Consider the following 13,344-nt stretch of genomic DNA (forward strand, 5'->3'; position numbering starts at 1 on the left):
CATGCTGCAAGTAGCCCTGAGTCAGCTCAAGACTCATTCCCGGCGCTTCATAGCCATCACCTTGGCCGTGCTGCTCGCCGTCGCATTCCTGTCTGCCACCTTAATGGTCAACGCCTCCACCAAGGCCTCACTGAAGGCCAGCATTGGACAGGCCTACGCCTCGGCGGATCTGGTGGTTTCCCCGCACGGGAACAATCCACTTCCGGAGTCGGCGGCAGCCACAGTGGCGGCCTCCGCTGGGGTTGGCGAGTCGTACGCCCAGAGGACGCTTTACATCCAGACTGATCTGGGCAAGTCCTCCATTGGTGCTTCATTCCGCAACATGTCCGCGTTCCCATCCCTGGAACCCGTCAAGCTCCTGTCCGGAACATGGCCCGGAAGTGACCAAGAGGTTGTGGTGGACACCGTCACTGCCGAACGCAACTCGCTGGCAATAGGCGGCAAGACCACGTTGACCGGCCAAGGCACCGGCGAACTCGGTGACGTCAAGAAACCAAGCCTGACGGCCACGATCACGGGCATCACGGCGACCTCCGCTGACCCCCAGTCATCGGGGACTGCCCAATTCGTCGGCACCCCGGCGGCGGTGAATAGCTTAGGCACCCCGGACGACGGCTACCGCACCATCTCGGCAAACCTGAAGGATGGCACATCCATTGCAGAGGCCAAGGCGTCCCTGGCTGCCGCCCTGGACCAGCCCATCGAAACCATCATGACCCCGGATGAGAAGACCACCGAACAGGTGGCGAACTTTACCGGCGGCCAGGACCAGCTGACCATTGTCCTGCTTGCCTTTGCTGGCGTGGCCCTGTTGGTCTCCGCTTTGGTTGTCTCCAACACCTTCTCCGTTTTGGTGGCCCAGCGGACCCGCGAACTGGCACTGCTGCGCTGTGTGGGCGCCAGCCGCAGCCAAGTCCGGAGCTCGGTGATTGTGGAGGCCCTCATTGTCGGCTTCACGGCCTCCGTTCTGGGCGTTCTGGCCGCCACGGGCACCATGGCCCTCGTTTTGACCCTGCTGAGCCAAAACCCGGACTTCAGCTTCGCCACCCTGGCGGTGCCGCCGTCGGCCATTATTGCCGGCATTGTGGTGGGCACCCTGCTCACCGTCCTGGCTGCACTGGTGCCGGCTCGGGCGGCGACCGCCGTAGCGCCACTGGCCGCACTGCGACCCGCTGATGACGCGACGATGCACAACACCGGAGGCCGCATCCGCCTGACCATTGGAGTGGTGCTGATCTTGGCTGGCGGTGTGGGACTGATTGCCGGCGGCATCTCCGCGAACCTGCTGCTGGCGCTCCCCTCCGGCGCGGCGTCATTCATCGGATTCCTGATGGCCGCGACGCTCTTTGTGCCCAAGTTGGTTTCGCTCGCCGGAACCTTGGCCCGACCAGCCGGTGTGCCCGGGAAGATGGCAGCGGCCAACGCCGTGCGTAATCCACGCAGGACCACCGCAACGGCGTCGGCCCTGCTCATTGGCGTCACGCTGGTGACCATGATGATGACGGGCGCAGCAACTGCCCGGCACGCCTTCGATTCCGAGCTCGACGGCACCTATCCGGTGGATCTAGCGGCACAAACGGTCCCCGGCGGGGACGCCATCTCGGAGGCCGATATGGCCACCGCCTCAGCACTTCCCGGTGTGACACACATTGCCCGGCTTGAACTGGTGGGCCTGGTGACGGCCGGGAACACGCAGCTCCCGGCCTACGGAATTTCCGACGCCGATGCCCTCGCCTTGCTGGCAAATCCGGCAAACCGTCCCTCCCGCACTTCCGTGGTACTCCCCAAGGGCACCCCGGGCAGTGCGGGCAGCCTGCTCGCCGGGACGCAGACCACGAACCTGACGGCAACCTCCTCCACGGCCTATGGCATGACTGCTTTGGTTTCCTTGGACGCATTCCACGCGCTGCCGGCGGACGATCCGCTGCATACCCAAATGACGGCACCGCTGTGGATCACGGTTGACCCGGCGTTGGATGCGAATGCGTTGATGGACCTGCGCACCTCCTTGGCGCAGACACTGCACCTAGACGAGAACCAGATCAGCGGGGGTGTCCTGGAAAAGGTCATGTTCAACCAGGTGATCGACATGCTCTTGCTCGTGGTCACGGGTTTGCTGGCCGTGGCGGTGTTCATCGCCTTGATCGGCGTTGCCAACACGCTTTCCCTGTCAGTGCTGGAACGGACCCGGGAAAACTCGCTGTTGCGGGCGCTGGGCCTGACCCGCGGACAGTTGCGGGGCATGCTCGCCATTGAGGCGGTGCTGATTGCTGGGGTGGCGGCCATCATCGGCTCCGTCCTGGGCGCCGTGTATGGCTGGGCTGGTGCCCAATCAGCTCTGGGCAGCTTTGCTGATGTTGCAGCTGTCATCCCGTGGGGCCAAATCCTCGCCGTGGTGCTCGTTGCCGCGGTGGCCGGCTTGCTGGCCTCCGTGATCCCCGCCCGCCGCGCTGCGAAACTCTCCCCCGTTGAGGGACTGGCCATGGACTAATTTCGGTTCCCCCGGCAAAAGGGACGGCGCTTGCGCAAAAAGACGGTGCTCCACGGCCAGCTTTTTACGCAAGCGCCGTCTTTTCTGACTTCGGCAAGGAGCCGAAGTTATCCACAGCCGCAAAAGTGCCTCTTCCGCAGCGCTGGCTGTGGTGAAACCCTGTAGAACATGAGCATGCCACGGCTGATTTTGCCATCCGATTTGGAAAGTGTGGGGCAGGACAGACGCAAACTGGTGGCGTTGTGCAACAAGGGCGAACTCACCAGACTGCGCCGCGGAGTCTATGTCACTGCATCCGACTTCCGGGAACTCCACCCCTTGCAGCAATACGGCCTGAGGGCACTGGCCTTTCAACAACTTGCACCACGGCAACCCGTACTCTGCCATGCCACGGCAGCGCTGTTGTGGGGTTTGTGGATCGTGGGGTCGCCCCAAAGACTTCACGTCATGACGGAGGTGACTCGCGGCGGGCGCACCGAGAATGGCGTGATTCGCCACCGCGGTTCGATGACCGAAGGGGTGGTTCACTGCGGTCCGTTCCAACTCACGGACAAACTCACAACTGTCACGCAATTGATTTTGAGCCTGCCCTTTCCCTACGCTGTGGCGGTGTGTGATTCCAGTCTGCGCGTCCCCAACCGCCAACACATCTACAACCAGTTCACCCAGGCAGATAGGGATCCCCAACCCGGGGAGCCCCGGTGGCAAAGCAACTACCCGCAAGGAACACCATTGGGGCGCGAACAGCTCGCGGCCGCTGCCGATCTACTGCCCAGCAGGGCTGCCAATGTGCGGGCCATGGCCGTCATAAATTTCGCCTCAGCACTCTCCGGCTCTGCCGGAGAGTCGATTAGCCGGGCCAAGATGCACATGTTCGGATTTCCAATACCCGTGCTGCAGAAACACTTCACGCTGCGTGACGGGAGCGACGCCTTTGTCGACTTCTGGTTTGAACAACTCCGCCTCGCTGGGGAGTTCGACGGCAAGGAGAAGTACCTCCGGGCTGGTTGGAGCGGCGGATTGTCCATTCAGGACCGGGTTTTGAAGGAAAAGCAGCGAGAAGACCAGATCCGATCCCAGGACGTCGGATTTGTTCGGTGGACGTGGGCGGAAATGCTGAACCGGGAACGGTTTATCGCCCTGCTCCGTCAGGCCGGCCTTCGGCAAAAATAGTTCACCTGCACAAAAGAGACGGCGTTCGCGGTTAAAGCCGGTGGTAGAACACCGGCTTTAACCGCGAACGCCGTCTCTTGCAACAGGCCTGGCGGTTACGCCTCTACCGGTGCCGGTTCCTCATACTTGGGGAAGATCGGCGCCGGTGCGGGCAAGACTGTACCGGCCACCAGGGGTGAGGTGAAGGCAGCGAACTGGCGAACGGCGTCGTCCGGGGAAGTTCCCTGGCCCAGCACCTCCAGCAGCTTCGCGGCGGCGTCGGGCATGACCGGCTGAACCAGGATCGAGACCATGCGCAGCACCTCGAGGGTCACGTACAGCACCGTTTCCATGCGGGGCACATCTGTCTTGCGCAGCACCCACGGGGCCTGGTCGGCAAAGTAGGCGTTGGTGTCGCCCAGCACATGCCAAATCTTCTCTAGTGAACCGTGGAAATCCTGTACCTGGTAGGCAGCGCGGGACTGCTCCAACAGCGCAGCGGCCGCGGCCAGGATGGCCTCATCAGCCTCGGTGAATGCGCCGGGAGTGGGCACCACGCCCTCGCAGTTCTTGGCCACCATGGACAAGGAGCGCTGGGCCAGGTTGCCCAAGTTGTTGGCAAGGTCGGAGTTCATCCGGCTCACGACGGCGTCATGGTTGTAGGAGCCGTCGGCGCCGAAGGGGACCTCGCGCAGCAGGAAGAAGCGCACCTGGTCCAGGCCGTACTGGGCAACCCAGTCGGCCGGGGCCACCACGTTGCCCAGGGATTTGGACATCTTCACGCCGTTGTTGTGGAGGAAACCGTGGATCATGACACGCTGAGGCAGTTCTAGCCCGGCGGACATCAGGAACGCGGGCCAGTAGACGGCGTGGAAACGGGAGATGTCCTTGCCGATGATGTGCACGTCGGCGGGCCAGAACTTCTGGAACGATGCCGAATCCACGTCCGGGTAGCCAATGCCGGTGAGGTAGTTGGTGAGCGCGTCAACCCACACGTACATGACGTGCTTGTCATTGCCGGGCACGGGAACGCCCCAGTCAAAGGTGGTGCGGCTGACGGACAGGTCCTCGAGGCCGCCCTTGACGAAGCTGATGACCTCGTTGAAGCGGGTACGCGGGGAGCCGAATTCGGGCTGGTCAGCGTAGAGCGCCAACAGCTTGTCCTGGTAGTTGGAGAGGCGGAAGAAGTAGCTTTCCTCTTCCGTCCAGGTCAGCTCGGTATCGGTGACCTTGGAGTAGCGCAGACCGTCTTCACGCAGTTCGGTCTCGTCCTCGCCGTAATAGGCCTCATCGCGGACGGAGTACCAGCCCTCGTACTTGCCCAAGTAAATGTCCCCGGCATCCTCCATCTTCTTCCAGATGGCCTGCGAGGCGGCGTAGTGGTCGGCGTCCGTGGTGCGGATGAACCGGTCGTAGCTGATGCCCAGGGCCGCGTGGGCTTCCTTGTAGACGGCAACGTTGCGGTCCACGAGTTCCTTGGGCGTGACGCCCTCTTTCTCAGCCGTTTGCGCGATCTTCATGCCGTGCTCATCTGTGCCGGTCAAGAACATGACGTCGTACCCGTCCAGGCGCTTGAAGCGTGCCATGGCGTCCGTGGCGATGTACTCGTAGGCGTGCCCAATGTGCGGGACACCGTTCGGGTACGTGATGGCGGTGGTCAGGTAGTAGGGCGTCTTGGCCGATTCAGTAGATGTCACCCTACGAATTTACCGTGAACCCGGCTAAAACACCGATTCGTGACCGTCCCCACGGACCATGGTGGCATGGCCCCAAAACGAACTGACCCGCAGTAGTGGTCGAAAAAACACGAAAATTCGCGATTTTTCGACCACTACTGCGGGTCAGTTGGAAAAGGAGATTAGTCCTCGAGGTCCACTTCACGGGCCATGGTGGCGCCGATTTCGGTCTTGATGGAATCCAACACAGCCTGCGGGACGGCACTGTCGACTGTCAACAAGGACAGTGCCTGGCCGCCCTCGGTGTTGCGGGCAACCTGCATGCCGGCGATGTTGATGCCGTTCTCGCCCAGGAGACGGCCCAAGGTGCCGATAACGCCGGGGCGGTCAGCGTAAGAGATGACCAGAAGGTGATCGCTCATGGGGATTTCGAGCTCGTAGCCGTTGACTGAAACGATCTTCTGGATCTGCTTCGGACCCGTCAGGGTGCCCGAAACGGAGATCTGTGAATCGTCCGAGAGTGCGCCGCGGATGGTCAAAACGTTGCGGTAGTCAGCTGATTCCAAGGTGGTGATCAGGTGGGTCTTGATGCCGCGCTGTTCGGCCAACACCGGTGCGTTGACGTAGGAAACCTGTTCGGAGACGATGTCCTTGAAGACACCCTTCAACGCTGAGAGCTCCAAAGCCTTGACGTCCAGGGCGGCAATTTCACCGGCAATTTCAACGTCGATCTGGGTCACGGAGGCGTGGGACAGTGCGGTGAAGATGCGTCCCAGCTTCTCGATCAGCGGGATGCCGGGGCGGACCTCGGCGGCAATGACGCCGCCGGCAACGTTTACGGCGTCCGGAACGAGCTCGCCAGCCAAGGCCAGACGCACCGACTTGGCGACGGAGACGCCGGCTTTTTCCTGCGCCTCATCAGTAGAGGCACCCAGGTGCGGTGTGGCGATAACGTTGTCCAGACCGAGGAAGTCAACGTCCGTGGCGGGCTCCTTGACGAAAACGTCAATGCCGGCACCGGCGATTTCGCCCTCACGCAAGGCAATGTTCAAGGCCGCTTCATCGATCAAGCCACCGCGGGCCACGTTGATGACGTAGGCGGTCTTCTTCATCTTCGCAAAAGCTGCGGTGCCGATCATGCCCAGGGTTTCCGGTGTGCGCGGCATGTGGATGGTGATGAAGTCCGACTGTTCCAGCAGCTCATCCAGGGTCAGAAGCTGGACGCCCAGGCTGGCCGCGCGGGCTGAGGTGACGTAGGGATCGTAAGCAACGATCTCCATGCCAAAGGCCTTGGCGCGCTCGGTGATCAAGGCGCCAATGCGGCCCAAGCCGATGATGCCCAGCTTCTTTTCCAGCAGTTCGGTTCCGGTGTACTTGGAACGCTTCCACTCGCCGTTCTTCAGCGCGGTGCTGGCGGCGGGAATGTGCCGGGCCAGGGAGAGGATGTGGCCGATGGTCAGTTCCGCGGCGGAGACAATGTTCGACGTCGGGGCGTTAACCACCATGACGCCGGCCTGCGTTGCAGCCTTGATGTCCACGTTGTCCAGCCCCACACCGGCACGTGCAATGACCTTCAAGTTCTTCGCTGCGGCAATGGCCTCGGCGTCCACCTGCGTTGCGGAGCGAACCAGGATCGCGTCGACGTCAACGATGGCAGAAAGCAGTTCGGAGCGGTTTGCCCCATCGGCATGTCGGATCTCAAAATCGGGACCCAGCGCCTCAATGGTGGCGGGCGAAAGTTCCTCAGCGAGGAGTACTACTGGCTTGGTGGCGCTCACCTGGTGACCTCTTTAGCTTTCGTTTATGTTCTTGTGGGGATTTTGGTGATGGTTCTTATGCTGATATTCCAACAGAAAAGCCGGACTCCAGTTTATGGGAGCCCGGCTTCCTCACCGTAACAATCGGCAAGTGCACCGACGCAAGCGATGCAACTCACATGTGGAGCGCTGCTTGGCTCAAGTTCGACGTCGGCTGCCGAGCCCAGGTGGGTCCGGCAGGCGACGCAAGAACTTGAAACGCAACTGCCTGTGCTAGCGGGCTACGGAGCCTTCGGTGTAGTCGTCGCTGTTGCTGATCCAGGAGAACAGTCCACGCAGTTCGCGGCCGGTGGCCTCGATGGGGTGCTCTTCGCCCTTCTTGCGCAAGGCCTTGAACTCAACGCCGCCGTTGTCCTGGTCGTTGATGAAGCGCGTTGCGAAGGCACCGCTCTGGATGTCGGCCAGGACGGCCTTCATGTTTTCCTTCACCTCGGGGGTGATGACGCGCGGGCCGGAGACGTAGTCGCCGTATTCTGCGGTGTCGGAAACGCTCCAGCGCTGCTTGGCAATGCCACCTTCCCACATGAGGTCAACGATGAGCTTGAGCTCGTGCAGGACCTCGAAGTAGGCGATTTCCGGCTTGTAGCCGGCTTCGGTCAGAACTTCGAAGCCGTACTGGACCAGCTGTGAGGTGCCGCCGCAGAGAACTGCCTGCTCGCCGAAGAGGTCGGTTTCGGTCTCTTCGGTGAAGGTGGTCTCAATGACGCCCGCACGGGTTCCGCCGATGCCCTTGGCGTAGGACAGTGCCAGTGCCTTGGCGGCACCGGTGAAGTCCTGCTCGATGGCGATCAGGTCGGGGATGCCGCGGCCGGCTTCGAATTCGCGGCGTACGGTGTGTCCCGGAGCCTTGGGGGCAACCAGGGCAACGTCGACGTCGGCCGGCGGGGTGATGTACCCGAAGCGGATGTTGAAGCCGTGGCCGAAGAACAGGGCGTCGCCTGCGTTCAGGTTCGGGGCAATGTCCTCGGCGTAGACGAAGCGCTGCACCTGGTCCGGGGTGAGGATCATGATGACGTCGGCTTCGGCGGTTGCCTCGGCCACGTTGAGGACGCGCAGACCCTCTGCCTCTGCCTTGGCGATGGACTTGGAGCCTGCCTTGAGGCCAACGCGGACGTCGACGCCGGAATCGCGCAGGTTCAGTGCATGTGCGTGGCCCTGGCTGCCGTAGCCAATGATGGCGACCTTGCGACCCTGGATGATGGACAGGTCGGCATCGTCGTCGTAGAACATCTCGGTCACTGTGTAACTCCTTGGTAAATGGTGTGTTGCTGGTTGTGAAAAGTATTTGTTGGTGGCCCCAGGGGCCTGTGCGCTAGGAAGCGCGAAGTGCCCGGTCGCTCATGGAGCGGGAACCGCGCCCAATAGCCAAGGTGCCTGATTGCACAATTTCCCGGATCCCGAAGGGTTCCAGAACATTCAGCAATGCTGCAAGCTTGTCCGCGTAGCCTGTGGCTTCAATGGTCAATGAGTCTGTGGACACATCCACCACCGAGGCCCGAAAGAGATCTGCAGCTTGGGTGACTTGCAGTCTCGTCGCGGCATCCGCACGTACCTTGACCAGGATGTGGTCCCGTTGCACGGAATTCTCTGAAACAAGTTCAACGATCTTGATGACGTTGACCAGTTTATTCAGTTGTTTGGTGACTTGTTCAATCAAGTCACCGTCGGCGTCAACCACAACTGTCATGCGGGAAATCCCGGCAATCTCTGTGGGGCCAACGGCTAGGGAGTTGATGTTGAAGGCGCGGCGGGCAAACATGCTCGCAACACGTGTCAACACACCTGGTTTGTCTTCAACCAGTACGGAAAGAGTATGTCGAGTCATGTTCTAGTCCTCCTCGTCCCACACCGGGGTCATGTTCCGGGCTACCTGAATTTGGTCATTGCTGACGCCCGAGGGCACCATGGGCCACACCATTGAATCGGGGCTGACCACGAAGTCAATGATGACGGGGCGGTCATTGATGGCCAGGGCGGCCTCAATGGTGGCGTCCAGATCTTCAACACGTTCGCAGCGCAGGCCAACACAGTCGTAGGCCTCAGCCAGTTTCACGAAGTCGGGAACCCGGATGGTGTCGTGGCCTGTGTTCAGGTCGGTGTTGGAGTATCGGCTGTTGTAAAACAGTGTCTGCCACTGGCGAACCATGCCCAGGGAAGAGTTGTTGATGATGGCAACCTTGATGGGGATGTTGTTGATGCGGCAGGTGGCCAGCTCCTGGTTGGTCATCTGGAAGCAACCGTCGCCGTCGATCGCCCACACAACACGGTCCGGGTCGCCCACCTTGGCACCCATGGCCGCGGGAACCGAGTAACCCATGGTGCCGGCACCGCCGGAGTTCAGCCACGCCCGGGGACGCTCGTACTTGATGAACTGGGCCGCCCACATCTGGTGCTGGCCAACGCCCGCGGTGTAAACGGCTTCGGGTCCTGTCAGGGCCCCGATGCGGGAGATGACGCGCTGCGGAGACATGAGCCCGTCTTCGGGTTCGGTCCAGCCCAGCGGGTAGGTGTCACGCAGGTTGCCCAGGAACGCCCACCAGTCACCGAGGTCCGGCGTGCCGGAGGCATCGAACTCCGCCTTCACGGCGGCGCTCAGGTCCGGAATGATCTCCTTGACCGAGCCAACAATGGGAACATCTGCTGTGCGGTTCTTGGAAATTTCTGCCGGGTCAATGTCGGCGTGAATGACCTTGGCGTGCGGTGCAAAGCTGCTCAGCACACCAGTGACGCGGTCATCGAAGCGTGCACCTAGGGTGATGAGCAGGTCCGACTGCTGCAGGGCTGTGACGGCCGAAACGGTGCCGTGCATGCCGGGCATGCCAACGTGCAGGGGGTGCGAATCGGGGAATACGCCCCGGGCCATCAAGGTGGTCACAACGGGGGCACCCGTCAGTTCCGCCAGAACCATGAGCTCCGCAGCTGCATTGCCCTTGACAACGCCGCCGCCCACATAAAGAACAGGCTTTTTGGCTTCGCGGATCAGGCGGGCCGCTTCACGCAGCTGCTTGGAATGGCCGCGGAATACGGGGCGGTAGCCGGGCAGGTCAATGACCGGCGGCCAGGAAAAGGTCATCTGCCCCACCTGGGCGTCCTTGGCAACATCAACCAGGACGGGGCCCGGGCGGCCGGTGGAGGCGAGGTGGAATGCCTCGGCCAGCACGCGGGGGATGTCGTTGGGGTCGGTCACCAGGAACGAATGCTTGGTGATGGGCATGGTGATGCCCACAATGTCCGCTTCCTGGAACGCATCCGTGCCAATCACGGCACTGGAAACCTGGCCCGTGATGGCCACCAGGGGCACCGAGTCCATGTGGGCATCCATGATGGGCGTAACCAAGTTCGTGGCACCGGGGCCGGACGTTGCAATGCACACGCCAACACCGCCGGTGACCATTGCGTAGCCCTGGGCGGCATGGCCGGCGCCTTGTTCGTGGCGCACCAGAATGTGATTGAGAGAGGAAGCCATGAGCGGGTCATAGGTGGGAAGAATGGCACCACCGGGAAGACCAAAAATGTCCTTGACGCCAAGCTCTTCAAGCGAACGCACAATGGCCTCGGAACCGGACATCTGAATGGGAGCCACAACGTTGTTGGGACCCACGACGGCGGAGACTGGGCTAACGGTGCTGGCGGCACCTGAGACGGGGCTAGCTTGCGTACCGTGTCCGGAGGACTTGGCTGCCATCAGCGCTGGGCTGGCGGGCGTTCCTTTACTCATCGGTTCTTCCTTTGGGGAACTCATGTTTCTTAGGTAAGTCTTCTTCAGCTGCGTGGAAAATCTGGATGGTTCACGCAGTAGTACGAGTTGCCGCTGGTGGTGGAAACAAAAAACCCCTCAGCCCATGAGGCTCTCATCGAGGGGTATGCACGTGTTGCGACGCTCTCTCATTGGAGAATCGCAGGGCCATGACCATGGGTGCGGTCATTTTGCGTCACGCGCTAACGTATGACGACTGGGAGCTTTCGTTGCATATGTGTAGTCTCCCGTTTTCAGCTCTTAAGTGTCAAACGAGCCGCGCGGGCATCTCACTATTTGGACACTGTGTCCACAGTTTGGTCAGGGCGCGGAATGGCGGGGTTGTTGGGCCCAAGGGAACAGTCCGCTCACGCTGCTCCCACCGGGAATTTCCGCTGCGTTGACGGCATTAGCCGCAATATGCGCCGGTTGAGGCACTGTTGACCAATTTGGCGTACTTGGCCAGAACGCCCGTGGTGAATTTGGGCGGCAACGGCTCCCAGCCAATCCGCCGCGCGTCCAGCTCCGCCTCGTCGACCAGAAGGTCAAAGCTGCGCGCTGCGATGTCCACGCGGATTGTGTCCCCGTCGCGCACCAAGGCGATGGGGCCGCCGTCGACAGCTTCAGGGGCGACGTGGCCAATGCACAGCCCGGTGGTGCCGCCGGAGAAGCGCCCGTCAGTCAGCAGCAGCACATCCTTGCCCAGGCCGGCGCCCTTGATGGCGCCGGTAATGGCGAGCATTTCGCGCATGCCGGGGCCGCCCTTGGGGCCTTCGTAGCGGATCACCACCACATCCCCCGCACGGATTTGCCCCTTATCCAGGGCATCGAGAGCGCCCTGTTCACGCTCGAACACCCGCGCGGTGCCTTCAAACACGTCCAAATCAAAACCTGCGCTTTTGACCACGGCGCCTTCCGGGGCCATGGAACCGTGCAAGATGGTGATCCCGCCGGTCTTGTGGATGGGATTGTCCATGGCGCGCAGGACCTTGCCATCGGGATCCGGCGGGTTGATGTCGGCCAGGTTCTCGGCCACCGTCTTTCCCGTCACGGTGAGGCAGTCGCCGTGGATGAGTCCGGCGTCGAGCAGGGCCTTCATAATGACAGGCACTCCCCCGATCTTGTCCACGTCGAACATGACATAGCGGCCAAACGGCTTCAGGTCGCCCAGGTGCGGGACCCTGTCGCCGATCCTGTTGAAGTCGGCAAGGGTCAACTCGACATTGGCCTCGCGGGCTATGGCGAGCAGGTGCAGCACGGCGTTGGTGGAGCCGCCGAAGGCCATGGTGACGGCAATGGCATTCTCGAACGCCTTCTTGGTCATGATGTCGCGGGCGCGGATCCCCTGCTTGAGGAGATTCACCACGGCCATTCCGGACTGGCGGGCAAACATGTCACGACGCCTGTCAGCACTGGGCGGGGCAGCCGAGCCGGGCAGGGACATGCCCAGGGCCTCGCCGATGCACGCCATGGTGTTGGCCGTGTACATGCCACCGCAGGCGCCTTCACCCGGGCAGATGGCCCGCTCAATGGAGTCAAGGTCCTTCAGGCTCATCTTGCCGGCGGCGCAGGCACCCACGGCCTCGAAGGCGTCAATCAGGGTGACTTCCTTCTCCGTGCCGTCCTCCAGCTTGGCGAAGCCGGGCATGATGGAGCCGGCGTACAAGAACACGCTGGCTAGATTCAGCCGGGCGGCCGCCATGAGCATCCCGGGCAGGGACTTGTCGCAGCCGGCCAGCAGCACCGAACCATCAAGACGCTCGGCCATCATGACGGTTTCCACTGAATCGGCGATCACCTCCCGAGAGACCAGCGAGAAGTGCATACCCTCGTGGCCCATGGAAATGCCGTCGGAGACGGAGATGGTGCCAAACTGCATGGGGAAGCCATCGGCGGCGAACACGCCCTCTTTGGCGCCCTGGGCCAAACGGTTCAGGGAGAGGTTGCACGGGGTGATCTCATTCCACGAACTCGCCACACCAATCTGCGGTTTCCTAAAGTCGTCATCCCCCATGCCCACCGCGCGGAACATGCCGCGTGAGGGTGCCGCGTGTATGCCGTCGGTGACAACCCGGCTGCGCGGCTTGATGTCCGGGCGCCCGTCTGCTGTTCGGACGACGTCGTCTGCTGGCTCTACTGAATTGCTCTCGGCACTCATGGTGGCAGTCTATGACCGAAACGTGAGCTGAGCCACTCCCCTGCGAGACTCATCTAAAGTGCTCACGAAAGGGGTGCGTGCCTCATTTGAGAAATGCTCTCGAAATCGCTTGCGCATGCCCCAGGTGGCTTTGCCCCTGCGCGCTGCCAGCCGCTTCGCTTGCGCAGGAATGACAGCGGCGCAGTGCCAGCACCCCCGCGCTGGCGCATAGCCGAAGTTAACTTTGGCCATGCGCACGCCGCGGTGCTGGCGCTGCGCATTATGCGCAGCTGAAGGCCCGGGCAGCGGCCACGACAAGCCACACAGCAATGAAT

Annotated in this window: 8 protein-coding genes; 2 read left to right on the top strand and 6 right to left on the bottom strand. The window is 61.9% G+C overall.

Translation table 11 applies throughout. The features are described from left to right. Window position 1 precedes the first annotated feature (1 nt). Window positions 2–2,491 carry an FtsX-like permease family protein gene (locus tag CVS28_RS05945; RefSeq protein WP_103480991.1) on the top strand — a complete coding sequence of 830 codons (2,490 nt, stop codon included), beginning with the start codon at window positions 2–4 and terminating at the stop codon, window positions 2,489–2,491. Between the two features lie 174 nt (window positions 2,492–2,665). Then, complete coding sequence (locus CVS28_RS05950; RefSeq protein ID WP_103464481.1) at window positions 2,666–3,664, top strand: type IV toxin-antitoxin system AbiEi family antitoxin domain-containing protein; 999 nt, start codon at window positions 2,666–2,668, stop codon at window positions 3,662–3,664. A gap of 95 nt (window positions 3,665–3,759) precedes the next feature. Here CVS28_RS05950 and metG read toward each other — a convergent pair whose 3' ends face one another. From metG to ilvD, 6 genes are all read right to left on the bottom strand, one after another. Beyond that, window positions 3,760–5,340: a methionine--tRNA ligase gene (gene metG / locus CVS28_RS05955; RefSeq protein WP_103464482.1), complete on the bottom strand. Its 1,581-nt coding sequence runs from the start codon at window positions 5,338–5,340 to the stop codon at window positions 3,760–3,762. 161 nt (window positions 5,341–5,501) lie between these two features. Continuing rightward, entirely contained in the window at window positions 5,502–7,097 is a 1,596-nt protein-coding gene (gene serA, locus CVS28_RS05960) for a phosphoglycerate dehydrogenase (RefSeq protein ID WP_103464483.1), read from the bottom strand. A 252-nt stretch (window positions 7,098–7,349) separates the two neighbouring features. Continuing rightward, window positions 7,350–8,375 (bottom strand): ketol-acid reductoisomerase, encoded by a 1,026-nt coding sequence (gene ilvC, locus CVS28_RS05965; protein WP_103464484.1) that lies wholly within the window; start codon window positions 8,373–8,375, stop codon window positions 7,350–7,352. Between the two features lie 73 nt (window positions 8,376–8,448). Continuing rightward, entirely contained in the window at window positions 8,449–8,961 is a 513-nt protein-coding gene (gene ilvN / locus CVS28_RS05970; RefSeq protein ID WP_103464485.1) for an acetolactate synthase small subunit, read from the bottom strand. A gap of 3 nt (window positions 8,962–8,964) precedes the next feature. Next, window positions 8,965–10,854, bottom strand: a complete 1,890-nt coding sequence (locus CVS28_RS05975) for an acetolactate synthase large subunit (RefSeq protein ID WP_103480992.1) — start codon at window positions 10,852–10,854, stop codon at window positions 8,965–8,967. Between the two features lie 427 nt (window positions 10,855–11,281). Then, complete coding sequence (gene ilvD, locus CVS28_RS05980; RefSeq protein WP_103480993.1) at window positions 11,282–13,030, bottom strand: dihydroxy-acid dehydratase; 1,749 nt, start codon at window positions 13,028–13,030, stop codon at window positions 11,282–11,284. Between the last annotated feature and the right edge of the window lie 314 nt (window positions 13,031–13,344).

Source organism: Arthrobacter glacialis (genome assembly GCF_002909415.1).
Classification (GTDB): domain Bacteria; phylum Actinomycetota; class Actinomycetes; order Actinomycetales; family Micrococcaceae; genus Specibacter; species Specibacter glacialis.

Bases quoted from the DNA above. Each gene is read 5' to 3' on its own strand.
- CVS28_RS05945 (WP_103480991.1), top strand. From the start codon at position 2: ATGCTGCAAGTAGCCCTGAGTCAGCTCAAGACTCATTCCCGGCGCTTC.
- CVS28_RS05950 (WP_103464481.1), top strand. From the start codon at position 2,666: ATGCCACGGCTGATTTTGCCATCCGATTTGGAAAGTGTGGGGCAGGAC.
- ilvN (WP_103464485.1), bottom strand. From the start codon at position 8,961: ATGACTCGACATACTCTTTCCGTACTGGTTGAAGACAAACCAGGTGTG.
- CVS28_RS05975 (WP_103480992.1), bottom strand. From the start codon at position 10,854: ATGAGTAAAGGAACGCCCGCCAGCCCAGCGCTGATGGCAGCCAAGTCC.
- ilvD (WP_103480993.1), bottom strand. From the start codon at position 13,030: ATGAGTGCCGAGAGCAATTCAGTAGAGCCAGCAGACGACGTCGTCCGA.